The following is a 26,120-nucleotide window of genomic DNA, read 5'->3' on the forward strand; positions in this document are numbered from 1 at the left end:
CCCGGCGTGTGCGCGCACCGTCTCAGTGCCCGGTCGAGCCGCCGTTGTCACGGCGGTCGAGGGCGCGCTGGAGTGCGGCCGCGGCGTTCCTGCGGTCGGCTTCGTTGGTCGTACGGGCGGAGTGACGGGTCCTGCGGACGGCAGTCTCAGCCATGATTCACGTCTCCAATGCCAGAGCCCCGAGAAGGATGGATGCGTCGATCCAGAAGCGGCCGGAAGGGGCGGGGGCCTCGGCACGGCAGGGGTCACCTGCGCTGACGCACCGGGCCGCATCCGCATGCGCTCGATCGAGCGGTACGTTCGGCTCCTACAAAGCTAGGACAGCTCGGCCGTGATGTCTGCACAATTACTTGGGCTTCCTACTATTTGAGACGGCGACCGTGTGCTCGAACGAGTGATCCCCGGACATTCGCAGGTCGTGGCCCCCTTCGCGTTCCTAGCGTGGCGGTGTCGCTTGTGCCACCAGGCCGAGCCCGCCCAGACTTAGGAGGAGGTGCTGCACCATGACCGCGCTCGCACAGGAGGCGCCCGTGACCACGCCGGAGATCACGACACCGGAGACCACAACACCCGGCGATCTGGACGAGGTCCTGTGGCAGGCATGGAAAGCCATGGAACTCCCCGAGGGCTTTCACGCCGAGATCATCGAGGGGTCCATCGAGGTGTCGCCCACCGGCCGCCACAGCCACAGCCACAGCAGGATCAGCTTTCAACTGCGCCGCCAGCTCACCCAGTACCTCGACAAGACGTCGAGTGCCTATGCCGTCACCAACGACACGAACATCATCCATGGCCGTAAGGTCTGGATTCCGGACCTCGTCATCGCCCTCGAAGACGCCATCACCGCCTTCGCCGACGACACCGAATACGTGGCCGAAGACGGGATCGGGCTCGACGTCGGCTGCGTAGCACTCGTCGCCGAGGTGGTCTCGCCCGGTCATGACTGCAAGCAGCGCGACCGCGTCCGCAAGCGCCGCGCCTACGCCCGTGCCGGAATCCCCGTCTATGTCCTCATCGACGACTACGACGGCATGGGCACCGTCACCGTGCTGTCCTCGCCGAGTCCCGGCGAAGGCACCTACGCCCAGAGTCACCGGGCACGGTACGGAATCGACGTCGTCATCCCCGACGGCCCCGCCAAGGGCTTCGTCATCGGTGAGGCGATCACCGGACCGCCGCGCAAGGGCTGACACCACGCCGACGGCCCGGCGCCCCCTCGTGAGGGGAGCCGGGCCGTCGTCGTGTTCCCGGGCGGTCAGCCCATGTGCGGGTAGCGGTAGTCCGTCGGCGGGACCAGGGTCTCCTTGATGGAGCGGGTGGAGGTCCAGCGCATCAGGTTCTGCTTGGCACCGGCCTTGTCGTTGGTGCCGGAGGCACGGCCGCCGCCGAAGGGCTGCTGGCCGACTACGGCGCCGGTGGGCTTGTCGTTGATGTAGAAGTTGCCGGCCGCGAAGCGCAGCTTCTCGCAGGTGGCGGCGGCCGCCGCGCGGTCCTGGGCGATGACGCAGCCGGTCAGGCCGTAGGCCGAGGCGGACTCCATCTGGGTGAGCATGGCGTCGTAGCCCTCGTCGCTCTCGTCGTCGTAGACGTACACGCCGAGGATCGGGCCGAAGTACTCGTCCTTGAAGATCTCGTTCTCCGGGTCGGTGGAGACCAGGACCGTCGGACGGACGAAGTAGCCCTCGCTGTCGTCGTACGTGCCGCCGGCCACGACCTCGACGGTCGGGTCGGCCTTGGCGCGGTCGATCGCGGCCTTGTTCTTGGCGAACGAACGCTCGTCGATGACGGCGCCGATGAAGTGCGACAGGTCGGTGACGTCACCCATGGCGAGGGACTCGACCTCGGCGGCGAACTCCTCCTTGAGGCCGGAGTTCCACAGCGAGGCCGGGACGTAGGCGCGGGAGGCGGCGGAACACTTCTGGCCCTGGAACTCGAAGGCACCACGGGTCATGGCGGTCTTCAGCACGGCGCGGTCCGCGGAGGGGTGGGCGACGATGAAGTCCTTGCCGCCGGTCTCACCGACGAGCCGCGGGTAGGTCTTGTACTTCTCGATGTTCACGCCCACCGTCTTCCAGAGGTACTGGAAGGTCTTGGTGGAGCCGGTGAAGTGGATGCCCGCCAGGTCGGGGTGGTTCAGCGCCACCTCGGAGACGTCCTTGCCGTCACCGGTGACGAGGTTGATCACGCCCTTGGGCAGCCCGGCCTCCTCCAGCAGCTGCATCAGCAGCACGGCGGCGAAGGTCTGGGTCGGGGACGGCTTCCAGACGACCACGTTGCCCATGAGGGCGGGCGCGGTCGGGAGGTTGCCGGCGATCGCGGTGAAGTTGAACGGCGTGATCGCGTAGACGAAGCCTTCGAGCGGGCGGTGGTCGGAACGGTTCCAGACGCCCGGGGAGTTCGCCGGGGGCTGCTCGGCGAGGATCTGGCGCGCGAAGTGCACGTTGAAGCGCCAGAAGTCGATCAGCTCGCAGGGGGTGTCGATCTCGGCCTGCTGGGCGGTCTTGGACTGGCCGAGCATGGTGGCGGCGGCCATCGTCTCGCGCCAGGGGCCGGAGAGCAGGTCGGCGGCCTTGAGGATGATCGCGGCGCGGTCGTCGAAGGACATCGCGCGCCAGGCCGGGGCGGCGGCCAGCGCGGCGTCCACCGCGTCCTGGGCGTCCTTGACCGTGGCGTTGGCGTACGTGCCGAGCCGGGCGCGGTGGTTGTGCGGCTGGACGACGTCGAAGCGCTCGCCGCCACCCATCCGCCGCTCGCCGCCGATCGTCATGGGCAGTTCGATCGGGTTGCCGGCCAGCTCCTTGAGCTTGGTCTCCAGACGGGACCGCTCCGGGGTGCCGGGGGCGTAGGTGTGGACCGGCTCGTTCACCGGCACGGGGACCTGGGTCACAGCGTCCATGGCCGTTCTCCTTCGATCGTCGGTTCGTACGTACGTAAAGGGCCGGGGGCTCAGCCGATCAGCCGGTCGCCCGCCACCGTCATCCTCGGGTCGCCAGCGACCGGAGGAAGAATCCGAGGTTCGCGGGGCGCTCGGCGAGCCGGCGCATGAAGTAGCCGTACCAGTCCGTGCCGTACGGGATGTACACCCGCATACGGTGCCCCTCCGCGACCAGTCGCTGCTGCTCCGCCTCGCGGATGCCGTACAGCATCTGGAATTCGTAGTCGGCCGGCTTGCGCCCGTTGCGGTGCGCCAGCTCCTGGGCGATGGCCACCATCCGCGGGTCGTGCGAGCCGACCATGGGGTAGCCCTGCCCCGCCATGAGGATCTTCAGACACCGCACATAGGCCCGGTCGACCTCTGCCTTGTCCTGGAAGGCGACGGTCGCGGGCTCCTTGTACGCGCCCTTGACCAGCCGCACCCGGGAGCCTTCCCCGGCCAGTGCGTGGCAGTCGTCCTCGGTGCGGAAGAGGTAGGACTGCACCACCGCGCCCGTCTGGGGGAAGCGCTCCCGCAGCTCGGCGAGGATCGCCAGGGTGGAGTCAACCGTGGTGTGGTCCTCCATGTCCAGGGTCACCGTCGTGCCGGCCTCGGCGGCGGCCTCGACCACCGGAGTGACGTTCTTGAGCGCCAGCTCGTGGCCGCCGGACAGCGCCTGGCCGAAGGCGGACAGCTTCACCGACATCTCGGCCTTGACGCCGAGCCCGTGCTCCTTGAGGGCCTGCGCCAGCTGGAGGTAGGCGTCGCGGTTGCGCAGCGCCTCGGCCGGGTCGGTGATGTCCTCGCCGAGGTGGTCCAGGGTGACCTCCAGGCCGCGCGCGGCCAGGCCCCGGACGGCCGTCATGGACTCCTCCAGACGCTCGCCGGCGACGAACCGCTCCACCACGGGGCGGGTGACCGGCGCGGCCGCGACGATGCGGCGGATGCTGTCGCTGCGCGCGGCGGCGAGAAGCACGGGACCCAGCATGGGGCACCTCCACGATTCAGGATGACAAATGCCTGCGACGCCGGCGGCGCGAACGCGTCGGCAAGATTGAGCCACCTGAAATTTAAGGATCGCGCCACTTCGCGGCCATCGACAGCTGTCACGCCTTCGTGGCCGGGATCTCAGACAGATGTATGAGAATGGTGGCGGGAGCGACCAGTGCGACAGGAGAGGGCCGGGTGACCGATGCGGGGCGACTACCAGCAGCTCGTGGACGAGATCTCGGCGGCGCTCGGCGCCCCCGCGACCCTGGAGGACCGGGACTTCGGGCTGATCGCGTTCGGTGCCCACGAGAGCGAGGACGACGAGGTCATGGACCCCGTGCGGACCCGTTCGATCCTCCAGCGCCGCTCGTCGGCGGCGGTACGGGCCTGGTTCGAGGCGTTCGGCATCGCGCGGGCCAAGACGCCGCTGCGCATTCCGCCGGACCCGGCGGCCGGCGTCTTCAAAGGCCGGATCTGTCTGCCCGTACGCCACCGGGGCATCGTGCACGGCTACGTCTGGCTGCTGGACGACGGACACCTGACGGATCTGGCCCTCGGCGGCCACGGCGCCCGGCCCGACCCGCGCATCGCGCAGGCCATGGAGACCGCGGCCCGGATCGGCGCGCTGCTCGCCGACGAGGCCCGCGCCGGGTCCGAACTCGGCGATCTGCTGCGGGAGTTGCTGGTCGCCCCGGCCGACGGCCGGCCCGCCGCGGCGGCCGCGCTGGGCGAGGCGCTGCGCGACACCCTGCGCTTCACCCCGGGCACCCCGCTCACCCTGGTGGCGGTGACCCCCTGGGACACCTCGGACACCGGCGCGGCACCGCTGCCGAGCCTGCCGGGCCTGCTCGCCGCCTGTCCGCTGCGGCCGGGGCAGCAGGCGGCGGCCGTGCCCGCCCTGGCCGCGCTGGTCCGGCTGCGCCCGGCCGGCGCGCTCGCCCCCGCCCATACGGTCGCCGAGCATCTGCTGCGCTCACCGCGGGCGGGCAGCGCACCGGCCGCGACGAGCCCGGCCGGGCCGGCCCGGGCCACCGCCGCCGGCCGGCCGGCCCGGCCGGGGACCGCCGGAATCGGCCTCGGCACAAGGGAGTTGACCGAGCTGCCGGCCGTCTGGCGGGAAGCGCTGGACGCGGCCCGCGCGGCGCGCGCCGAGCCCCTGCTGGGCCCGGTCGCCCAGTGGGACGACATCGGCTCGTACCGCATGCTGACCGCCCTGCCGGCGACCGGCCCCGACCCCGCCATCGGCCCGCTGCTCTCCCCCGCACACGCGGAGCTCGCCCGTACCGCCGAGGTGTTCCTCGACTGCGCGGGCCAGGCGAGCCGTACCGCCCAGGTGCTGGGCATCCACCGCCAGACGCTCTACTACCGCCTGGGCCGGGTGGAGAAGCTGACCGGCCTCGACCTGGACGACGGCGGACACCGTCTGCTGCTGCACATGGCGCTCAAGGCGGCGCGGCTGTGAAGGAGGCCCCGGGACGGTGCCGGCGGAGCGACTGCTCGCCCAGCACTTCCTCCGCCCCGCTGCCCGGGGTCACGCCCCGGGCGGAGGTCTGCCGAGCCACGAAACAGCCGGTTCACCCAAGGCGTCGTCAGCGGTAACACGCGCTTCCTAGCGTTCCGGCCCTGACCGGAAAGCACCGGCGCAGGCCCCACGGCACCTCAGGAGGCGCGGCATGACCCAGGCTGATCCGAAACCGGCGGTCGCCGGGGCACCCGCCGCCGGGCCGGCGGCCGACGAGACGCTGGAGGACTACACGCTGCGGTTCGCCCCGCGCAGCTACCGCCGCTGGACGCCGATGGTGGTGGCGACCACCGCGCTCGGCGGCATCGCGTACATGGCGGACTTCTCCATCGGCGCCGGCATCGGCCTCGCCCACGGCACCGGCAACGCGCTGGCCGCGATCCTCGTCGCGGCCGTGGTCATCTTCGTGACCGGCTTCCCGCTCGCCTATTACGGCGCGCGCTACAACATCGATCTGGACCTGATCACCCGCGGCTCCGGCTTCGGGTACTACGGCTCGGTGCTCACCAGCGTCATCTTCGCCAGCTTCACCTTCATCTTCTTCGCGCTGGAGGGCTCGATCATGGCGCAGGGGCTGAAGCTGGGCCTCGGGCTGCCGCTGTGGCTGGGCTATCTGGTCTCCACGTTCATGGTGATCCCCCTGGTCGTCTTCGGAATGAAGGCGCTCAGCAAGCTCCAGGTCTGGACGACCCCCGTCTGGCTGCTGCTGATGGTGGGTCCGCTGCTCTATCTGGTCGGCACCGACCCGGGGTCGGTGCACCGCTTCGTGTCGTACGCCGGTTCCGACGGCCACGGCGGGGTCAACGCCGCCTCGGTGCTGCTGGGCGCCGGCGTGTGTCTGTCGCTGATCGCGCAGATCGGTGAGCAGATCGACTATCTGCGCTTCATGCCGCCCAAGACCGAGGCGAACAAGCGCAGTTGGTGGACCGCCGTGGTGCTGGCCGGGCCCGGCTGGGTGGTGCTGGGCGCGCTGAAGCAGGCGATCGGCCTCTTCCTGGCCGTCTACGTCCTGGCGAAGGTGGGGCCGGCCGCGGCCACCGAGCCGATCCAGCAGTTCACCGGCGCGTTCGCCGCGATGCTGCCGTCCTGGCTGGTGATCCCGCTGGCGGTGGTCCTCGTCGTGATCAGCCAGATCAAGATCAATGTCACCAACGCCTACTCCGGCTCGCTGGCGTGGACCAACTCCTTCACCCGGATCACCCGGCGCTACCCGGGCCGGATGGTCTTCGTCCTGGCCAACCTGGCGTTCGCGCTGGTGCTGATGGAGGCCGACATGTTCAGCTTCCTCAACGCCGTCCTGGGCTTCTACTCCAACTGCGCGATCGCCTGGGTCGTCACCGTCGCCACCGACATCATCGTCAACAAGTACCTGCTGAAACTGTCCCCGCACGCGCCCGAGTTCCGCCGCGGCATGCTGCACGCGGTCAACCCCGTCGGCGTGGTGGCCTTCGTCGCCGCCTCCGGCCTGTCGATCGCGATGTACTTCCGCGCTCTCGGCGACACCCTCCAGCCGTACTCACCGGTCGCGGCGGCGCTGATCGCGTTCGCGCTCACCCCGCTGATGGCCGTCGTCACCAAGGGCCGGTACTACCTGCGGCGGACCGACGACGGCATCGCGGAGCCGCTGCTGGACGCCGACGGCAACCCCAGCGCGGCCACCGTCACCTGCCACGTCTGCCGGCAGGTCTTCGAGCGCCCCGACGTCACGGCGTGCCTCACCCACGGCGCGGTGGTCTGCTCGCTGTGCCTGAGCACCAACCGGGTCGGCGATCATGTGCTGCCCGCGGCGGAAGGGCCGGTCACTTCGGGCCCAGCACCTCGCCCGCGGTGACCCGGCGCAGCGCGTCCGCGAGGTCGGCGCCGGACGGCATCGCGTCCGGGGTGATCAGCGACTGCACCATCAGGCCGGTGAGCAGCGCCTGATAGAAGGAGCCGACGACCCGGGCGGCGTCCGCGTCGACCTCGGTGTCCGGCACCCCCTCGAAGACCGCCACCAGCCCCTCGCCGCCCTCCGGCAGCACCTCGCCGATCGCCTCGCGCAGCCCCGCGTCGCGCGGCAGCAGCCCGAGCACCTCGACCTGCGCGGCGATGAACTCCCGTTCCGTGATGATCCGTTGGAGCACCTTGTCCCAGACCGCGGCGAACCGCTCCAGCGGGTCCGCGTCGGCCGGCGGCGCCGCGTCACCGGCCGCCGGCGCCCCGGCGACGCCCGCCCCCCACTCCTCGCTGGACGCGATGACGGCCTGCCGCATCAGGGCGTCCTTGGAGCCGTAGTGGTAGCCGATGGAGGCGAGGTTGGCACCGGAGGCCGCGACGATGTCGCGGGCGGTGGTACGGGCGTAGCCCTTCTCCAGCAGACAGCGCTTGGCGCCTTCCAGCAGGTCTTCACGGTGTCCCATGCGGGCAGCCTAGCCCCGCGCATACGCCCGTACCAGACAGCTGTCTAAAACGTACGTATACGACGGCCCGCGGAAGGAAACCGAGGTCAGCGCGGCCGGTCCGGGCCGGGCCGGGTGCCCTGGCCGGTGCCGTCGTCGATCTCGACCTCCTCCCGGTGGACCTCGGTGGTGATCTCCCGCTGCTCGGTCACCCGCTCGGTCTCCAGCCACACCCGCTCGACCGGCACCATCTTCTTGCTGACCGTGGGTGTCTCCTCGTGCAGCACGACCTCGGCCTGCTCGCCACCGGACCGCGGACCGGTCCGGCCCGCCAGCCGGTCCTCCTCGGTGATCTTCTCCCGGACCACCCGCACCTCCTCGTGGCTGACCGGGACGGTGCGGTGCACCTCCTCGGTGACCACGTGCTTCCTCAGGTACGCCCGGCCGCTCACCCGCTCCTCGGTGCCGATCTCGACCTGCTCCTCGGAGAGCACCACCTCGTGCACCTCCTGCCCCCGCGGCTCCCCGTCCCGGCCGGCACCCGTGCGGTCGCTCCCCCGGCCGCCCGCACCCGCGCCCGCCGTGGGCCGGTCGATCAGCTTGTTGCGCTCGCCGCGCGGCGGGACCCGGTGGGCGGTGTCCGCCATCGCCCGGGTCCTGGCGGTGGCGCGCGGCGGTGCGCCGGCGGCGGGGGGCGTGGCCGCGGTGACCGTGGGTTCGTCGGCGACGCTCTCCAGCCCGCCCGGGTCGTCCGCACCCCCGGCCTGACCCGCACCGCCCGGGTCCGGCGCCTCCCCCGGCCGGTTCAGCCCGTAGTGGCGGTAGAGCCGCTCCTCCTCCGACGGGTCGAGATGGCCGTCGGCGTCGATCCGCGGCGCCTGCTTGATGGTGTCCTTGGTGTACGGAACGTGCAGGTCACCGCCGGTCCGCCGGGCCCCGGGCAGCGGGATGAAGGTCTCCTTCATGCCGAACAGCCCGGTGCGTACGGTGACCCACTCGGGGTCGTTGGTGGCGTCGTCCCGGTAGACCTGCTGGACGGTGCCCACCCGCACGCCGTCCGCGTCGACCACATGCAGGCCGGTCAGACCCTGCGGGGAGTCTCCCAGGGGTGCGTTCATGGCGTGTCGTCTCCTTCTGCCCGCGCCGGCGGGGACCGCACGGTGCCCCGTGCCCCGTTCCCATTGCGCGTCGCCGGACGGGGGCGCGCAAACGCGGACGGGCCCGGACCCCGCCGAAGCGGGGCCCGGGCCCGTTGGCCGGGTGCGGGGCCGGTCAGTGACCGAGGTTCACCGCGCGTGCCGAGGTCGCACCGATCTCCTCGGCGATCTCGTTGAGCACCTGCGCCGGAATCGTGTCGTCGACGGTCAGCGCCACCAGCGCCTCGCCACCGACATCGGCGCGGGACACCTGCATCCCGCCGATGTTGATGCCCGCCTCGCCCAGGATCCGGCCGACCGTGCCGACGACACCCGGCCGGTCGCTGTACCGCAGGAACGCCATGTGGTCGGCGAGCGACAGGTCGATGGAGTGCTCACCGACCGCCACGATCTTCTGGATGTTCTTGTGACCCGCGAGCGTGCCGGAGATCGACACCTCGTCACCGCCCGTCAGGGTGCCGCGCACGGTCACCACATTGCGGTGCTCGGGCGACTCGCTGCTGGTCGTCAGGCGCACCTCGACGCCGCGCTCCTGCGCGAACAGCGGGGCGTTGACGTAGCTCACCGTCTCGTCCACCACGTCCTCGAACACGCCCTTGAGCGCGGAGAGTTCGAGCACCTTGACGTCGTGCTGGGTGATCTCGCCGTACACCTCGACGTCGAGGCGCATGGCGACCTCGCCGGCCAGCGCGGTGAAGATCCGGCCCAGCCGCTCGGCCAGCGGCAGCCCCGGCTTGACGTCCTCGGCGATCACACCGCCCTGGACGTTGACCGCGTCCGGCACCAGCTCGCCGGCCAGCGCCAGACGCACCGACTTGGCGACCGCGATACCGGCCTTCTCCTGCGCCTCACCCGTCGACGCGCCCAGGTGCGGCGTGGCGACGACCTGGTCGAACTCGAAGAGCGGGGAGTCCGTGCACGGCTCGACGGCGTAGACGTCCAGGCCGGCGCCGGCCACCCGGCCCTCCTTCAGCGCGCTGGCCAGCGCCGCCTCGTCGACGATCCCGCCGCGCGCGGCGTTGACGATCCGGACGGACGGCTTGACCTTGTGCAGCGCCTCGTTGCCGATGAGACCGACGGTCTCGGGCGTCTTGGGGAGGTGAACGGTGATGAAGTCCGAGACCTCCAGCAGCTCGTCCAGGGTGAGCAGCTTGACGCCCATCTGCGCGGCACGGGCCGGCTGGACGTACGGGTCGTAGGCGACGACCTTCATGCCGAAGGCGGACATCCGCTGCGCGACCAGGACGCCGATCCGGCCGAGGCCGACCACGCCGAGGGTCTTCTCGCTGAGCTCGACGCCGGTGTACTTGCTGCGCTTCCACTCGCCGTTCTTCAGGGCGGTGTTGGCCTGCGGGATGTTCCGGGCGGTGGCGACCAGCAGGCCGCAGGCGAGCTCGGCGGCGGTGACGATGTTGGAGGTCGGGGCGTTCACGACCATCACGCCGGCCTTGGTGGCGGCGGAGACGTCGACGTTGTCCAGGCCCACACCCGCACGGGCGACGACCTTCAGCTTCTTGGCGGCGGCGATGGCCTCGGCGTCGACCTTCGTCGCGCTGCGTACGAGGATGGCGTCGACGTCGGCGATCGCGGGCAGCAGTTCGGCGCGGTCCGCGCCGTTGCAGTGCCGGATGTCGAAGTCCGGGCCGAGTGCGTCGACGGTGGCGGGGGACAGCTCTTCGGCGATCAGTACGACGGGTTTCGAGCTCACGTGGTCTTCATTCCTCACTAGTCCTTCGCGGACGGCCGTCCCGACGGCCGAAGGCGGTGAAGGGGGAAAGCCGCGTGGAAGACGCACGACGCTGTGAGCCTGACGCGCTTGTGTTGGCAGTGTAGTGGCGGTGCGGGGCCGGTCCTGTGCCGTTGCGGAAGGATCACCCGTGCGTGGTTCTACGCGGTGGACAAGGCACCCGGCCGGCGGACGGCCGGGCACATGGACGAGGGGGCCGCGAGTTGCTTCGCGACCCCCCGTCCACTTGGCTTACGCCTCGTCGTCCACCCAGCTCATCAGCTTCCGCAGCTGCTTGCCGGTGGTCTCCAGCAGGTGGTCCCCGTCGGCCTTCTTGTACTCGTTGTACTTCGGCAGACCGGCGTTGTACTCCGCCATCCAGTTGTTGGCGAAGGTGCCGTCCTGGATCTCGGTGAGGACCTTCTTCATCTCCGCCTTGGTCTGGTCGGTGATGATGCGCGGACCGGTGATGTAGTCACCCCACTCGGCGGTCTCCGAGACCGACCAGCGCATCTTCTCCAGACCGCCCTCGTACATCAGGTCCACGATGAGCTTCAGCTCGTGGAGGCACTCGAAGTACGCGATCTCCGGCTGGTAGCCCGCCTCGACCAGGGTCTCGAAACCGGCCTTGACCAGCGCCGACGCACCACCGCACAGCACCGCCTGCTCGCCGAACAGGTCGGTCTCGGTCTCCTCGGTGAAGGTCGTCTTGATGACGCCCGCACGCGTACCGCCGATGGCCTTGGCGTACGACAGCGCCAGCGCGAACGCGTTGCCCGACGCGTCCTGCTCGACGGCCGCGATCGCCGGAACGCCACGGCCCTCCTCGTACTGGCGGCGCACCAGGTGGCCCGGGCCCTTGGGGGCGACCAGGGCGACGTCCACGCCGGCCGGGACCTTGATGAACCCGAAGCGGATGTTGAAGCCGTGGGCGAAGAACAGCGCGTCGCCGTCGTTGAGGTTGTCCTTGATGGACTCCTCGTAGACCTTCGCCTGGATCGGGTCCGGGATGAGGATCATGATGACGTCGGCCTCGGCCGCCGCCTCGGCGGGGGTCACCACGCGCAGGCCCTGCTCCTCGGCCTTCGCCTTGGACTGGGAACCCTCGTGCAGGCCGACGCGCACGTCGACGCCCGAGTCACGCAGGGAGAGCGCGTGGGCGTGGCCCTGGCTCCCGTAGCCGATCACCGCGACCTTGCGGTTCTGGATGATGGACAGGTCGGCGTCGTCGTCGTAGAACAGCTCGGCCACTTCGGGTATCTCCTTGGATCTAGCGGGGTGCCCACAGTATGTCGGGCGGGGTGAGGAAGGTCGGTGGGTCTCGCCATACGGTCCGGTACCGGGCCGCGGCGGACCGGGAGGATCAGGCCGTACGGTCCAGGGCGCGCAGCGAACGGTCGGTGATGGACCGGGCACCGCGGCCTATGGCGATGGTGCCGGACTGCACCAGCTCCTTGATGCCGAACGGCTCCAGCATCTTGAGCATGGCCTCCAGCTTCTCGCTGGATCCGGTGGCCTCGATCGTCACGGCCTCCGGGGAGACGTCCACGGTCTTGGCGCGGAAGAGCTGGACGATCTCGACGATCTGCGAGCGGGTCTCGTTGTCCGCGCGGACCTTGGCCAGGACCAGCTCGCGCTGGATCGCGGCGCCGGGCTCCAGCTCGACGATCTTCAGCACGTTGACGAGCTTGTTGAGCTGCTTGGTGACCTGCTCCAGCGGCAGCGACTCGACGCTGACCACGATGGTGATGCGGGAGATGTCGGGGTGCTCGGTGACGCCGACCGCGAGCGAGTCGATGTTGAAGCCGCGGCGGGAGAACAGGGCGGCGATCCGGGCCAGGATGCCGGGGGTGTTCTCCACCAGGACGGAGAGCGTGTGCTTGGACATGGTCTTCTCTCTTTCGCTCTTCGTCGTCTCAGTCGTCTTCGTTGTCGCCGAAGTCGGGGCGCACGCCCCGGGCGGCCATGACCTCGTCGTTGGAGGTGCCGGCGGCGACCATCGGCCACACCTGGGCGTCCTCGTGGACGATGAAGTCGATCACGACCGGGCGGTCGTTGATCGCGTTGGCCTTGGCGATGACCGCGTCCAGCTCGGCCGGGTCCTCACAGCGCATCGCGACACAGCCCATCGCCTCGGACAGCTTCACGAAGTCCGGGATGCGAGTGCCCGCGCTGGGCTGCTTGCCGTCGGCGTCGGGGCCGCTGTGCAGCACGGTGTTGGAGTAGCGCTGGTTGTAGAAGAGGGTCTGCCACTGGCGGACCATGCCCAGCGCGCCGTTGTTGATGATCGCGACCTTGATCGGGATGTTGTTCAGCGCGCAGGTGACCAGCTCCTGATTGGTCATCTGGAAGCAGCCGTCGCCGTCGATCGCCCAGACCGTGCGGTCCGGCTGCCCGGCCTTGGCGCCCATGGCGGCCGGCACGGCGTAGCCCATGGTCCCGGCGCCGCCGGAGTTCAGCCAGGTGGCGGGCTGCTCGTAGTCGATGAAGTGCGCGGCCCACATCTGGTGCTGGCCGACGCCCGCGGCGTAGATCGTGTCGGCCGGCGCGAGCTGGCCGATGCGCTCGATGACCTGCTGCGGGGAGAGGCTGCCGTCGTCCGGCTGCTCGTAGCCCAGCGGGTAGGTGTCGCGCCAGCGGTTGAGGTCCTTCCACCAGGCGGTGTAGTCGCCCTTGTGGCCGGCGTCGTGCTCGGCCTGCACGGCGACGATCAGGTCGGCGATGACCTCCCGCGCGTCACCGACGATCGGCACGTCGGCGGCCCGGTTCTTGCCGATCTCCGCCGGGTCGATGTCGGCGTGCACGACCTTGGCGTACGGCGCGAAGGAGTCCAGCTTGCCGGTGACCCGGTCGTCGAAGCGGGCGCCGAGGGTGATCAGCAGGTCCGACTTCTGCAGCGCGGTGACCGCGGTGACCGCGCCGTGCATGCCGGGCATACCGACGTGCTGGGGGTGGCTGTCGGGGAAGGCCCCCAGCGCCATCAGCGTGGTGGTGACCGGCGCGCCGGTCAGCTCGGCGAGCACCTTCAGCTCGGCGGTGGCGCCGGCCTTGAGCACGCCGCCGCCGACGTACAGCACCGGGCGCTTGGACTCGACGATCAGCCGGGCGGCCTCACGGATCTGCTTGGCGTGCGGCTTGGTCACCGGGCGGTAGCCGGGCAGCTCGGTGTGCGGCGGCCAGCGGAAGGTGGTCTGCGCCTGGAGGGCGTCCTTGGCGATGTCGACGAGGACCGGGCCGGGGCGGCCGGTGGAGGCGATGTGGAACGCCTCGGCGATCGTCCGCGGGATCTCGGCGGGGTCGGTGACCAGGAAGTTGTGCTTGGTGATCGGCATCGTGATGCCGCAGATGTCCGCCTCCTGGAAGGCGTCCGTGCCGATCGCCTTGGACGCGACCTGACCGGTGATCGCGACCAGCGGGACGGAGTCCATGTGGGCGTCGGCGATCGGGGTGACGAGGTTGGTGGCACCCGGCCCCGAAGTCGCCATGCACACGCCGACCTTGCCGGTGGCCTGGGCGTATCCCGTAGCGGCGTGCCCGGCGCCCTGCTCGTGGCGGACCAGGACGTGCCGGACCTTCGAGGAGTCCATCATCGGGTCGTACGCCGGCAGGATCGCACCGCCGGGAATGCCGAACACGGTGTCGGCCCCGACCTCCTCCAGCGCACGGATCAGGGACTGCGCACCCGTGACGTGCTCGACGGTCGCGGGCTGTTGCGGTCCGCCGGCGGTACGGGCCCGCGGCTGCGGATGGTGGGCCCCGGTGGCCTGCTCGGTCATCTGCGTCTCTTCTCGAAGCTGAGGGTTTTGGTGGGATTTGTGAGGTTGCGGTGCAACAAAAAACCCCCCGTGCCATGTGGCAAGCGAGGGGAGCGCGTCGGTGCGGTCTGCTGGGTGTCTTCAGGGCCCAGCTTCAGCCGACGCGCTTTCCAAGTACGAGAATTCGGGTGCGCATGGCACTGACCCTCCCCCCGCCGTGCACCGAGTGTCAAGTGGGTGGGACGGAGGTCTCACTATTTGAGCGCAATGGCGGATGTACGAGCGAATCCGGGCCCGCCGTCCCACCGTGCCGCACCGGCAGGCCGCGGCCGCTGAGCACCACCTCGCGGCCCTGCCCGGGCAGCTCGGGCACCGGGTAGCCGGTGTGCGTCAGCGTCCGGCGCAGCCGGTGCTCATCGAGCGGGCCGGAAAAGGCCAGCCCCATGCCGTGGGTGCAGCCCATGGACCGCAGCGCGAGGATCTGCTCGGGCAGGTCGACGCCGTCCGCGACGGAATGCATGCCCAGGTCGCCGGCGATCCGCAGCAGGCCGGCGGTGATCTTGTGCAGCCGGGCGGACTCCACGACCCCGTCGACCAGCCCGCGGTCCAACCGCAGCACGTCGATGGGCAGCCGGCGCAGCGCGCTGATCGCCGCGTACCCGCTGCCGAAGCCGTCCAGGGCGATCCGTACGCCGAGCCGGCGCAGCGCGACCAGCCGGCGCTCCAGGTCGTCCAGCGGGAGCCGGGGGTCACTTTCGGACAATTCCAGGACGAGCGAACGGGACGGCAGGCCGTGCCGGGCGAGCAGCGATTCGACACCCTTGGGGGACAGTGCCCGGTCCAGCAGCCGCCGGGCGGAGAGCCGGACGGCGACCGGGATCTGGTGCCCGGCGCGGTGGCGCGCGGCCGCCTGCGCGACGGCCTCCTCCAGCTGCCAGCGGTCCAGCTCGGCGGCGCGGTTGCCGTCGTCGGTCAACCGGCCGCGGTCCCCCACCCGCAGGAATTCGGCCGGGGTGAAGAGGATGCCCTCGTCGGAGCGCCAGCGGGCGTGCGCGGCGACCGCCGTGACCCGCCCGGTCGCCAGCTCGACCACCGGCTGGTGCAGTAAGGCGAAGGCGCCCTCGTTGAGAGCGGTGCGGAGCTTGGTGGCGAGCTCGGCGCGGTGAGCCACCTCGTCCTGCATCTGCGGGGCGTACAGCTCCACCCGGCCCTTGCCGGCCTGCTTGGCGCGGTACATCGCGAGGTCGGCGTTGCGCAGCAGGCCGGCGGGGGTGACGCCGGGCTCCGCGAAGGCCACCCCGATGCTGGCCGCCACCCGTACGTCCCGGCCGTCGATGCGGTACGGCTCGGAGAGCTTGATGCGCAGCCGGTCGGCGATCTCCAGGAGGCGGAACTCGCGGGCCGCGCGGTCGCGGGTGCCGTCGCCGGTGATCAGCGCGGCGAACTCGTCGCCGCCCAGCCGCGCCGCTATGTCCCCGGAGCGCACCGAGTCCCCCAGCCTGCGGGCGGCCTGTACCAGCAGCTCGTCCCCGGCCTGGTGCCCGATGGTGTCGTTGACCTGCTTGAAGCCGTCGAGGTCGATGTAGAGCACCGCGGTGTCGTGGTCGCTGGCCCGGCGGCCGGTGACGGCCTTGGTGACCCGTTCGGTGAACAGCGCGCGGTTGGGCAGGTCGGTCAGCGCGTCGTGCGAGGCGTTGTGCTGGAGCTGGGCCTGCAGCCGGACCCGCTCGGTGACGTCACGGGAGTTGAAGATCAGGCCGCCGTGGTGGCGGTTGACCGTGGACTCGACGTTCAGCCAGCCGTCGCCGCCGGAGCGCCGCGCGCCGGCCCGGAAGCGGCACTCGATGCGGGTGGTCGGTTCGTCCTGCGGGTCGGCGGCGAGGAATCTGCGGACCTCGTGGACGACCCGCCCCAGGTCCTCGGGGTGGATCAGCGCGGACAGCTCGGAGCCGACCAGTTCGTCGGCGTCCCGCCCGTAGACACCGGCGGCGGCCGGGCTGACGTAGCGCAGCACACCCGAGGGGGCAGCGATCATGATGACGTCGCTGGAGCCCTGCACCAGGGAGCGGAAGTGGTTCTCCTTCTGGGCCAGCTCCTGGGCGAGGGTGATGTTGTCGAGCAGCATGATGCCCTGGCGGACGACCAGCGCGAGGACGACCGTGCAGCCCGTGAAGAGCACCACCCGGTCGATCTGCCGCCCGTCCAGGACGTTGGTGAGGATGCCGAGGGTGCACACCGCGGCGGCGAGGTACGGGGTGAGCGCGGCGAGCGAGCCGGTGATCGGGCGGCTGCCGTGCGGCTCCGGGCGGGCGACCGGCGGTGCGAGCTCCTCCGGGTCCTCCTCGCCGGCCCGCCGGGCGACCCAGGGGGCGTACGCGAGCAGCATCGAGCCGGCGAACCAGCCGGCGTCCAGGATCTGGCCGGAACGGTAGTGCTCACGCAGCAGCGGCGAACTGAACAGGGCGTCGCACAGCACCGTCAACGCCAGCGCCGCGACCGCGGTGTTGATCGCAGAGCGGTGCACCGAGGAGCGCCGGAAGTGCAGCACGAGCACCATGCTCACCAGCACGATGTCCAGCAGCGGATACGCCAGCGACAGCGCGCACTGGGCCACGCTGCGGCCCTGGAAGTGGGCGGTGTGGGCGAGCGCGAGGCTCCACGAGAGGGTGAGCAGCGACCCGGCGATCAGCCAGGAGTCCAGGCCCAGGCAGACCCAACCGGCCCGGGACACCGGCCGCTTGGCGAGCACCAGCAGGCCGACGATGGCCGGCGGCGCGAACAGCAGGAAGCAGAAGTCCGCGGGCGAGGGGCTGGGGACGGGTGTCCCCTTGACGACCTCGTACCAGCCCCATACGCCGTTGCCGATGCCGGCCATCCCCGAGGAGACGGCGAACAGCAGCCAGGCCGGGCGGAACCGGCTGCGGCGCCGGCGCGCGTACAGACCGCAGGAGACGGCCGCCACCAGCGCGGCGAAGCTGAGCCCGAAGTCCCCCATGAACAGGGCGACTTCGCGGGACCCCCAGCCGAGGGCGGCACCGAGCGCGTAACCGCCGCAGAGCACGGCCAGGGCGACCTGCGGCACCGCGCTGGGCGGACTGCCGGCCGGCGTCGGGGGCCGGGAGAGCATCGCGCCGGGGGCGCTCACCGCGCTCTCCCGCTGTCCCGTACCGGCTGCCACCGCGAGCGGTGCGCCTGGGGTCGTCGACGCGCCCCCGCGAATGCTCGTGGATAGCGCCTCTCACGGATCGTCCATCGGCCGTCCATCGCCCGTCGCCCCCCTCGCGTTCCGGATCTTTCGCACTGCGCCGCTTTCGTCCGGCGCTGTCCCCGCTCGGGACGATACACCAGTTCCGTCACTCAGCGACATAGCACTTCTACGGAGCGTGACCGGCGCAGCTTTTTGAATACCCCCTGCAGTCGTACGGCCTCGTAGTGCTACGCGCAACCCGTTTCAGTCGGCGGTGGCGATCACGTTCCGGAGGGGTTCACGGGCCGCGAACAGCGTCAGCTGGTCCCGCAGCAGCCGCTTCGCACGGGGCAGAAAAGCAGAGCTGGGGCCACCGACGTGTGGAGTGATGAGCACGCCGGGAGCGTGCCACAGCGGATGCCCGGCGGGCAGGGGTTCCGGTTCCGTGACGTCGAGCGCCGCGCGCAGCCGCCCCGACTCCAGTTCGGCGAGCAGCGCCTCGGTGTCGACGATCCCGCCGCGCGCGATGTTCACCAGCAGTGCGCCGTCCTTCATCCGCGCCAGAAAATCGCTTCCGACCAGGCCACGGGTCTCTTCGGTGAGCGGCGCGGCCAGCACCACGACGTCCGCTGCGGGCAGGAGGGCGGACAGATCGGAGAGTGGGTGCACAGGACCGCGCACTGTGTCACGCGCGGTGCGAGCGACGCGCACCACCCGCGCACACTCGAAAGGCGTGAGCCGGTCTTCGATGGCACTGCCGATCGAACCATAGCCCACAATAAGGACCGACTTGTCGGCAAGGGCCGGCCGGAAGCCCGTCCGCCACTCCCCCGCGTCCTGGCTCCGTACAAAACCGGGGATGTCGCGCAGCGCCGCCAGGATCAGGGTGAGCGCGAGCTCGGCGGTGCTGGCGTCGTGCAGCCCGCGGGCGTTGCACAGTTGGGCACCGGACGGCAGCCGGTCGAGTCCGGGCAGCATGTGCTCGATACCGGCGGTGAGGGTCTGCACCACCCGCACCCGGCTCATCCGGGACAGCGGGCGCAGGCTGACTTCGGCGCCCTTCATGTAGGGGACGGCGTAGAAGACGCACCGGGCCGGGTCGGCCGGGTAGTCGGGGCCGGCGTCCCAGTGCACGTAGTGGAGACCCTCGGGGAGGCCCTCGATCTCACCGGGGGGAATCGGGAGCCATACGTCGTTCGCATCGGTGCACTGGTCTGCGGTTGCCATGGCTCGAGGCTATGCGAAGAGATGTTCTGCTCAGACGTTAGTTTGGTCTGGCCCTTGACCGGGGGCGAGGGGACGGAGGCACAACCAGGTGGAGCGCAGGACAATCGGTGCGGCGGCCCTCGAAGTGGGCTCCGTAGGGCTCGGCTGCATGCCGATGAGCTGGGGGTACACCGCGTCGCAGCGCAGCGGGGAGAGCTCGCTGCGGGCCGTGCACACCGCACTGGACCGGGGCTGCAGCCTGCTGGACACCGCCGACATGTACGGGCCGTTCACCAACGAGCTGCTGGTGGGGCGGGTCCTCAAGGAGCGGCGGGCGGAGGCGTTCGTCTCGACCAAGTGCGGGCTGCTGGTCGGTGAGCAGCACATCGTCGCCAACGGGCGGCCCGGTTACGTCAAGCGTGCCTGCGACGCCTCGCTGCGCCGGCTGCAGACCGACCGAATCGACCTCTACCAGCTGCACCGCGCCGATCCGGAGGTGCCCATCGAGGAGACCTGGGGGGCGATGGCGGAGCTGGTGGCGGCCGGGAAGGTGCGCTCGCTGGGGCTGTGCGCGGTGGGGGCGCGGGCGGTCCGGCAGGCCCGCGCGACCCGTACGGTGCGGGGGTCCGGGCTGCGGGCGCGCTCGCGGATGCATGACGTCACCCTCGCCCAACTGGAGCGCATCCAGCAGGTGTTCCCGGTCAGCAGCGTGCAGGCCGAGCTGTCGGTGTGGTCGCCGGAGGCGCTGGAGGAGCTGCTGCCGTGGTGCGAGTCGCGGGGTGTCGGCTTCCTGGCGGCGATGCCGCTGGGGAACGGCTATCTGACCGGCACCCTCACCCCGGGCCAGGGCTTCGAACCGGAGGACATACGGGCCCGCCATCCGCGCTTCACCGCGGAGATGATGGCCGCCAACCAGCCGGTGGTGGCCGGGCTGCGGCGGGTCGGCGCCCGGTACGGCGCGACACCGGGGCAGGTGGCCCTGGCGTGGGTGCTCGCCCAGGGCCGGCACGTGGTCCCCGTACCGGGGACGAAGAAGGAGCGCTGGGCCGCGCAGAACGCGAAGGCCGCGGAGCTGCGGCTGACCCGGGAGGACCTGGCGGAGATCGCGACGCTGCCGCCGGCGCGACAGTCCTGGTGACCCCGTGCGGGCCCGCGGTGTGGTGGGGTGGTGCCAGCCGGACGACGAGAGGATCCCCGCCGTGCAACGCCGTTCCCTCACCACCCTGTTGGCCGCCGCGTCGCTGCTCCTGGCAGCGGGCTGCTCGTCGGGCGGCGGGCTGCCCCAGGGGGGCGGGGGCACCCCCGCCCCGGCGCGGAGCCCCGGTGCCTCCGGCGGGGCCCCGAGCGCCACGCCGTCCGCCACCGCCCCGCCCGCCAAGGGCTCGGTGAAGGTGACCGCCACGCTCACCACCGGGCTGAAGTCCCCGTGGGGCGTGGCGGTGCTGCCGGGCGGCGATCTGCTGGTCGGCTCCCGTGACACCGGGAAGATCTTCCGGGTCGCGGCGGACGGCGGCAAGACCACCGAGCTGGGTTCGGTGCCGGGCGTGGACCCCGGCGGCGAGGGCGGGCTGCTGGGCATCGCGGTGCCCTCGACCTTCGGCACGGACCACCAGGTGTACGCGTACTTCACCACCGCGTCCGACAACCGCATCGCCCGCATGATCTACGACGAGAAGCGCCCCGCGGGCGATCAGCTCGGCGCGCCGGACACGATCCTGCGGGGCATCCCCAAGGGGCAGATCCACAACGGCGGGCGGATCGCGTTCGGCCCGGACAAGATGCTCTACGCCGGTACCGGTGAGACCGGCGACAAGGGGCTGGCGCAGGACAAGGCGTCGCTGGGCGGCAAGATCCTGCGGATGACGCCGGACGGCGAGCCCGCGCACGGCAATCCCGAGGCGGACTCGGTGGTCTACGACTACGGGCACCGCAATGTGCAGGGCCTGGCCTGGGACAGCGACCACCGGCTGTGGGCGTCGGAGTTCGGGCAGGACACCTGGGACGAGCTCAACCTGATCGAGCCCGGCAGGAACTACGGCTGGCCGGAGGTCGAGGGCAAGGCCAAGGCCGGACAGCGGGGCGCCGGCTTCACCGACCCGGTCGAGGTGTGGAAGACCAAGGACGCCTCCCCCAGCGGCATCGCCTACGCCAAGGGGTCCATCTGGATGGCCTCGCTGCGCGGCGAACGACTGTGGCGGATCGCGCTGAACGGCACCGAGCCGGTCGCGGCACCCCAGGCGTTCCTCAAGGGCACCTACGGGCGGCTGCGGACGGTCGTCGCGACCGACGACGGCGGCCTGTGGCTGGTCACCAGCAACACGGACGGCCGGGGCACACCGCACAAGGGCGACGACCGGATCCTGCGCCTCAAGGTGACCTGACCCTGCCGCACCCCGCATTCCGGTGGCCGGAGGAACAGCCGACCGAAGCCGTCACGGCGCCCCCGAGGGCACGTCGCCGAACAGGCGCAGGCGGTGTGCCACCGCGCCCGCCTCGCCCCGGCCGGAGACCCCCAGCTTGGCGAGGATGTTGGAGACGTGCACGCTGGCGGTCTTGGGCGAGATGAACAGGGCGTCGGCTATCTGGCGGTTGCTGCGCCCCTCGGCGACCAGGCGGAGCACGTCCCGCTCGCGCGGGGTGAGCCCGAGCGCCGCGGCGGAGGGGGCGTCCCCGGCGTCCGCGGCGCCCGCCTCCGGTGCCGTCGGCTGGGGCGGTATCAGGCCCGGCAGCGGGATCCGGGCGCGCCGGGCGAGCTGGGCGAGTTCCTCGGCGAGCGGCCGGGCGCCCATCGCTTCGGCGGCGGTGCGGGCCTGGGCGAGCAGCAGGACGGCGGCCTCGCGCGGGCTGCGGCCGTCCAGCCCGGCGGTGGCCGGCTCGCCGCCGTGCAGCAGGGACTCGGCCCAGCGGTAGCAGGCCCGGGCGAGTTCGTGCGGGCGCTCCACGGGTTCGAAGGCGGCGACCACCGCGGCCCAGGCGTCGGGGGCCTCGCGGCCCTCGGCGCGGCGGAGTTCGGCGTCGACCGCGAGGCCGTACGCCTCCCATACCGGGGCGACGCGGGGCAGCTTCTTGGCGGCGTCCCGGATGTGGGCGAGCACCTCGGGCCGGCCCGCTGCGGCGGCCGGCAGACCGCGGGCGTCCGACTCTGCGGCGGCGGCCCACCACAGCAGCGGCCAGGCGTAGCGCTGGATGCCGGGCGGGAAGCCGCCTTCCAGGGCCTGTCCGAGGATGGCGCGGGCGTCGAGGAGCCGGCCCTGGCGGGCGGCGACCCGCAGGGCGTGCCGCGCCATGGGGAGGGCGTGCTGCGGCTGCGGAATCTGGGTGCCGTAGTACTCCCGCGCGACGGCCAGTTCGCGCTCGGCCTCGGCGAGGTCGCCCCGGTCCAGGGCGAGGTCGGTGAGGTGGTTGGCGGCCAGGGCCATGGCGCGGCGGTTCTGGGCGAGGCCGCGGGCGTCGACGGCGGCCCGGCCCGCCTCCTCCCAGCGGCCCAGCGCGTGGAGCGATTCGGCGCGGTTGCCCAACACCCAGCTGGTGGTGTCCTTGAGGCCGTAGTGGGTGGTGAGTCGGACGCCCTGCTCGGTGACCCCGACCGCCTCGCGCGAGCGGCCGAGGCCCTCCAGCGCGGACGGAAGGTTGATGTGGGCGCGCCCGATGACGGCGAAGTACCCGCGCTCGACGGCGCGGTCGAGGGCCGTACGGAGGTCGTCGAGGCCCTCGTCGGTCTCGCCGGAGTCGATCCGCAGCCCGGCGAGGGTCACTCGGGAGTTGAGCTCGGCCTCCTCGTCACCCACCAACTGGGCCAGTTCCACGGCACGTTCGGCGGTGGTGTAGGCGCCCGGGCCCGGTTCGTGCAGCGCCGACCAGCTGGCGACGGCGGCCATCACCCCGGCGTGCACCGAGGACGGCGGCAGGCCGCGCACCAGCTCCTGCGCCCGGCCCAGGTCCTCCCAGCCGTTGCCGCGGCCGGTGCCCTGGCACAGCCGGGAGCGCTGCACCAGGAACCAGGCCGTGCGCAGGGGGTCGTCCTCCTCGCGCAGGGACCGCAGGGCCCGCTTGGTGATCGTGAAGGCTCGCTCGCTGTCGCCGGACAGCCGGGCGGCCACCGCGATCTCGGCGAGCAGGTCGAGGAAGCGCAGCGCGTCGTCGTCGCAGCCGCAGGCCGGATACGCCTCGGCGTAGTCGACCGGGCGCACCCCTTGGCGGACCTCCGGCGGGGCGTCGTCCCACAGCTCCAGGGCGCGGTCGAGCAGCCGCAGCTGCTCGGCGTAGGCATGGCGGCGGCGGGCCTGGACGGAGGCGGCGAGCACGGCGGGCAGCGCCTTGGCGGCGTCGTGGGCCTTGTACCAGTAGCTGGCCAGCCGGGCGGCGCAGACGTCGCTGCGCACCAGCGAGGGGTCGGCCTCCAGGGCCTGGGCGTAGCGGCGGTTGAGGCGGGTGCGTTCGCCGGGCAGCAGGTCGTCGACGACCGCCTCGCGGACGAGGGCGTGCCGGAAGCGGTAGCCCGTACCGTCCTGGGTGGGCACGAGGGTGTTGCTGCCGACGGCGGCCCGCAGCGCCGCGATGAGGTCGTCCTCCGGCATCCCGCAGACGGCGGAGAGGAGTTCGTGCTCGACGGTCGAGCCGCCCTCGGAGGCCGTGCGCACCACGCGCTGGGCGTCCTCCGGCAGTGCCTCGACGCGCACCAGCAGCAGGTCGCGCAGCGGATCGCTCAGGCCGTACAGGCAGCCCTCGGCGAGGCTGCGGGCCAGCTCCTCGACGAAGAAGGCGTTGCCCTCGGAGCGCTTGAAGACCCGGTCGACGGTGTCCTCCTCGGGAGCGCTGCCGTTGATCCCCGCTATCTGGGAGCGGACCTCGTCCCGGTTGAAGCGGGCCAGCTCGATGCGGCGTACGGTCCGCATCCGGTCGATCTCGGCGAGGAAGGGCCGCAGCGGGTGCCGGCGGTGGATGTCGTCGGAGCGGTACGTCGCCACGAGCAGGACCCGGGCGTCGTGCAGGGCCCGCAGGAGGTAGGCGAGGAGTTCGCGGGTGGAGCGGTCGGCCCAGTGGAGGTCCTCGACGACGATGACGAGCGTACGGTCGGTGGCGAGGCGCTCCAGGAGGCGGGCGGTCAGCTCGAAGAGGCGGGCGCGGCCGATCTCCTCGTCGTGCGCCTCGCCGGGGGTCTCGCCCAATTCGGGCAGGATGCGGGAGAGTTCGCCCTCCTGGCCGGCGACGGCCGCGGCGAGCTCGTCGCGCAGGTGCCAGTTGAGGGTGTGCAGGATCGCCGAGAACGGCGCGAAGGGCAGGCCCTCCGAGCCGATCTCGATGCAGCCGCCCAGGGCGACCAGCGCGCCCCGGGCGCGGGCCTCCTCGGCGAACTCCTCGATGAGGCGGGTCTTGCCCACCCCGGCCTCGCCCCCGATCAGCAGGGCCTGGGGCTCACCGGTCGCCGCGATGCGGGCGAGCGCCTCGCCCAGCGCGGCGAGTTCGGCCGCGCGGCCGACGAACACGGGACTGACGGACCTGGTCTCCACGCTGCTGAGCATCGCACAGGCGTCTGACAATCCGGCAGTGGGATTCACCGCGGTGCCCCGGCTGTTGAGTCCGCGGCGGGTCAGGCGGCGGCACGGCGTACCCGCCACCGCCGGGCCCGCCCGGAACTCACCCGCCCCTCGGCGTCGTTCTCCCCGGAACGGACGGCCGCGCGCCCGGCGCGAGCGCCCTCGCGGGCCTCGCGCACCAGGTGCTGCCGCTGGGCCTCGCGGCGCAGCTCTTCGTAACGGACGCGCATTTCCAGCTCGTTGTGGAACATGGTGACTCTCCTTGGATGACGTGGCTCGTTGACGGGATCAAGCCTCGTCTCCAAGGGGGGTCGGCCACATCGGGAGAGTTCCCGATCTTTGTCCGCGGGCGGTGCTTAGAAACCGGCCCGCGGGGACCTCAGGAGCCGCCGCGGTCCTTAGGCGCCGGGTGCGGGGCCCTTAGGGATGCTGGGCATGCTCCCGAACAGGTCGAGGTACATGCCCGCGGAGATCAGGATCCCCAGTACGGCGAGCGCCAGCCCGCCCCATGCGACGGCCCGCACCCAGCCGGCGCGCGGGCGGCTCAGCACCACCGCGGCGACGATCCCGGCCAGCAGCGCGAAGACGCCGTTGACCAGGGCGGTGGTGTGCCAGGGGGTGCCGTACATGGCGGAGATCTGGTCGGTGGCCTGGTGCGTCTGGAGCTTGATCTGCCCCATCAGCGTCTGCCGCTCGGCCATCAGCGTGCCGAGCCAGGTACCGGTGACGGACGCGAGCCCGAGCCCCGCCGCGACGACCGCGCCGGCTCCGGCGGCGACCCCGGTAGCGGGCGGCGCGGAAGCGTCGTTCGCCTCCGTGTCGCCGAGGTCGGCGGTGTCGTCCTCCGCCTCGGCCTCACTGGACTCGTCCTGTTCGGCGAGGACCGCGTTCTCGTCGGTCCGCTCGTCGGCCTTGGCGCTCGCCTTGGCCGCCGCCTCCGCCTCCGTGGTCTCCGGGAGCGCTGCGGTCTCCGTGGCCGCACCACCGGCCTGCGCGGGCACGGTCTCGTCGTCGGTTCGCTTCTCGGTCGTCCTGGTCGTTCCCATGGGCGCGACCGTAGGGGCCGTGTCTGAGAGCGAGATGAGAAGACCGGATGAGCGCCACTGACCTGGGAAAACGTGGGCCGGAGGGGGCGTCGGGCGGCGCGTCGAGGGGGCGCGCCGGGCGGGACGGCACCAGCGGGCGGCCGCGGCCTCCGCCCTTCTGGCAGTCACTGACGGCACAGTGGAGCCATGAATGCGAACAACAGCGACATTCTGCCCCGGGCGCGCGCGGTGACCAGGCTGCCGGCCCAGGACCTGGAGCGGGCCCGGCGCTTCTACTCCGAGCGGCTCGGCCTGGAACCCGTCGACGAACGCCCCGGCGGGCTGCTCTACCGGACCGGCGGCACGGAGTTCGTCGTGTTCCGGTCGGAGGGCGCCGCGTCCGGCACCTGCACGCAGATGGCGTGGGAGGTCGACGACATCGAGGCGGCCGTCTCGGCGCTCAGGCGGCGCGGGGTGGTGTTCGAGGACGTCGAGCTTCCGGGGCTGCTGGGCGGCGGGCGGACGCAGGACGGGATCGTCGAGGTCGTGGGGAACTACCCGAGCACGGGCGCGCGGGGCGCGCGCGGCGCCTGGTTCCGTGACAGCGAGGGCAATCTGCTCGCCCTCGACGCCCCCGTCAGGTGAGCGGCGCGCGACTGCGGCGCCGCGGCGGCCGGGGTCTGGTCCGCGCCTGACCCGAGGGGCCAGGGCCCTTACCCCCCG

At 71.7% G+C, this 26,120-nt stretch carries 20 protein-coding genes; 6 read left to right on the plus strand and 14 right to left on the minus strand.

Annotation, left to right across the window (positions count from 1 at the left end; translation table 11 throughout):
• Window positions 1-22: 22 nt before the first annotated feature.
• Complete coding sequence (locus SL103_RS39330) at window positions 23-154, minus strand: hypothetical protein (RefSeq protein ID WP_099055466.1); 132 nt, start codon at window positions 152-154, stop codon at window positions 23-25.
• Between the two features lie 349 nt (window positions 155-503).
• Between SL103_RS39330 and SL103_RS28260 the strand changes: the two genes are divergently transcribed.
• Window positions 504-1,190 carry a Uma2 family endonuclease gene (locus SL103_RS28260; protein ID WP_069571736.1) on the plus strand — a complete coding sequence of 229 codons (687 nt, stop codon included), beginning with the start codon at window positions 504-506 and terminating at the stop codon, window positions 1,188-1,190.
• Between the two features lie 65 nt (window positions 1,191-1,255).
• On the opposite strand, the gene pruA is transcribed toward SL103_RS28260, so the two are convergent.
• Together pruA and SL103_RS28270 are read right to left on the minus strand one after the other, a co-directional pair.
• A complete protein-coding gene (gene pruA, locus SL103_RS28265) occupies window positions 1,256-2,896 on the minus strand; it encodes an L-glutamate gamma-semialdehyde dehydrogenase (RefSeq protein ID WP_069571738.1) in 1,641 nt (546 codons plus the stop codon).
• A gap of 79 nt (window positions 2,897-2,975) precedes the next feature.
• A complete protein-coding gene (locus SL103_RS28270; protein WP_069571740.1) occupies window positions 2,976-3,902 on the minus strand; it encodes a proline dehydrogenase family protein in 927 nt (308 codons plus the stop codon).
• A 204-nt stretch (window positions 3,903-4,106) separates the two neighbouring features.
• Here SL103_RS28270 and SL103_RS28275 point away from each other — a divergent pair, with 204 nt between their 5' ends.
• Both SL103_RS28275 and SL103_RS28280 read left to right on the plus strand, forming a co-directional pair.
• Window positions 4,107-5,366, plus strand: coding sequence for a PucR family transcriptional regulator (locus SL103_RS28275; RefSeq protein ID WP_069571742.1), 1,260 nt, complete (start codon window positions 4,107-4,109; stop codon window positions 5,364-5,366).
• A gap of 211 nt (window positions 5,367-5,577) precedes the next feature.
• Window positions 5,578-7,257 (plus strand): purine-cytosine permease family protein, encoded by a 1,680-nt coding sequence (locus SL103_RS28280; protein ID WP_069571744.1) that lies wholly within the window; start codon window positions 5,578-5,580, stop codon window positions 7,255-7,257.
• Here the strand turns inward: SL103_RS28280 and SL103_RS28285 are convergent.
• The 8 genes from SL103_RS28285 to SL103_RS28320 all read right to left on the minus strand — a co-directional run bounded on the left by SL103_RS28285 (window position 7,226) and on the right by SL103_RS28320 (window position 18,856).
• A complete protein-coding gene (locus SL103_RS28285; protein ID WP_069571745.1) occupies window positions 7,226-7,825 on the minus strand; it encodes a TetR/AcrR family transcriptional regulator in 600 nt (199 codons plus the stop codon). The genes SL103_RS28280 and SL103_RS28285 overlap by 32 nt on opposite strands.
• Before the next feature lie 86 nt (window positions 7,826-7,911).
• The gene (locus SL103_RS28290; RefSeq protein ID WP_069571747.1) at window positions 7,912-8,922 is read right to left on the minus strand and encodes a PRC and DUF2382 domain-containing protein; all 1,011 of its coding nucleotides are present in this window, start codon (window positions 8,920-8,922) and stop codon (window positions 7,912-7,914) included.
• A gap of 154 nt (window positions 8,923-9,076) precedes the next feature.
• Window positions 9,077-10,669 (minus strand): phosphoglycerate dehydrogenase, encoded by a 1,593-nt coding sequence (gene serA / locus SL103_RS28295; protein WP_069571749.1) that lies wholly within the window; start codon window positions 10,667-10,669, stop codon window positions 9,077-9,079.
• A 270-nt stretch (window positions 10,670-10,939) separates the two neighbouring features.
• Window positions 10,940-11,938 carry a ketol-acid reductoisomerase gene (ilvC, locus tag SL103_RS28300; RefSeq protein WP_069571751.1) on the minus strand — a complete coding sequence of 333 codons (999 nt, stop codon included), beginning with the start codon at window positions 11,936-11,938 and terminating at the stop codon, window positions 10,940-10,942.
• A gap of 112 nt (window positions 11,939-12,050) precedes the next feature.
• Window positions 12,051-12,575, minus strand: a complete 525-nt coding sequence (ilvN, locus tag SL103_RS28305) for an acetolactate synthase small subunit (protein WP_069571753.1) — start codon at window positions 12,573-12,575, stop codon at window positions 12,051-12,053.
• 28 nt (window positions 12,576-12,603) lie between these two features.
• Window positions 12,604-14,463, minus strand: a complete 1,860-nt coding sequence (locus tag SL103_RS28310) for an acetolactate synthase large subunit (RefSeq protein ID WP_069571755.1) — start codon at window positions 14,461-14,463, stop codon at window positions 12,604-12,606.
• 208 nt (window positions 14,464-14,671) lie between these two features.
• Window positions 14,672-17,587, minus strand: coding sequence for a putative bifunctional diguanylate cyclase/phosphodiesterase (locus SL103_RS28315; protein ID WP_432215369.1), 2,916 nt, complete (start codon window positions 17,585-17,587; stop codon window positions 14,672-14,674).
• Between the two features lie 306 nt (window positions 17,588-17,893).
• The gene (locus SL103_RS28320) at window positions 17,894-18,856 is read right to left on the minus strand and encodes a 2-hydroxyacid dehydrogenase (protein ID WP_069571757.1); all 963 of its coding nucleotides are present in this window, start codon (window positions 18,854-18,856) and stop codon (window positions 17,894-17,896) included.
• 88 nt (window positions 18,857-18,944) lie between these two features.
• Between SL103_RS28320 and SL103_RS28325 the strand changes: the two genes are divergently transcribed.
• Window positions 18,945-19,973, plus strand: a complete 1,029-nt coding sequence (locus SL103_RS28325; protein ID WP_208869971.1) for an aldo/keto reductase — start codon at window positions 18,945-18,947, stop codon at window positions 19,971-19,973.
• Between the two features lie 61 nt (window positions 19,974-20,034).
• Complete coding sequence (locus tag SL103_RS28330; protein WP_069571761.1) at window positions 20,035-21,216, plus strand: PQQ-dependent sugar dehydrogenase; 1,182 nt, start codon at window positions 20,035-20,037, stop codon at window positions 21,214-21,216.
• 51 nt (window positions 21,217-21,267) lie between these two features.
• Here the strand turns inward: SL103_RS28330 and SL103_RS28335 are convergent, their stop codons facing one another.
• The 3 genes from SL103_RS28335 to SL103_RS28345 all read right to left on the minus strand — a co-directional run bounded on the left by SL103_RS28335 (window position 21,268) and on the right by SL103_RS28345 (window position 25,418).
• Window positions 21,268-24,357 (minus strand): helix-turn-helix transcriptional regulator, encoded by a 3,090-nt coding sequence (locus tag SL103_RS28335; protein ID WP_069571763.1) that lies wholly within the window; start codon window positions 24,355-24,357, stop codon window positions 21,268-21,270.
• 68 nt (window positions 24,358-24,425) lie between these two features.
• Window positions 24,426-24,623 (minus strand): hypothetical protein, encoded by a 198-nt coding sequence (locus SL103_RS28340; RefSeq protein ID WP_069571765.1) that lies wholly within the window; start codon window positions 24,621-24,623, stop codon window positions 24,426-24,428.
• Window positions 24,624-24,770: 147 nt separating this feature from the next.
• Window positions 24,771-25,418, minus strand: coding sequence for a hypothetical protein (locus SL103_RS28345; RefSeq protein WP_069571767.1), 648 nt, complete (start codon window positions 25,416-25,418; stop codon window positions 24,771-24,773).
• A gap of 186 nt (window positions 25,419-25,604) precedes the next feature.
• On the opposite strand from SL103_RS28345, the gene SL103_RS28350 reads away from it, so the two are divergent.
• The gene (locus tag SL103_RS28350) at window positions 25,605-26,042 is read left to right on the plus strand and encodes a VOC family protein (RefSeq protein WP_069571769.1); all 438 of its coding nucleotides are present in this window, start codon (window positions 25,605-25,607) and stop codon (window positions 26,040-26,042) included.
• Window positions 26,043-26,120: the final 78 nt, after the last annotated feature.

Origin of the sequence: Streptomyces lydicus (genome assembly GCF_001729485.1) — a bacterium.
Lineage (GTDB): Bacteria > Actinomycetota > Actinomycetes > Streptomycetales > Streptomycetaceae > Streptomyces > Streptomyces lydicus_D.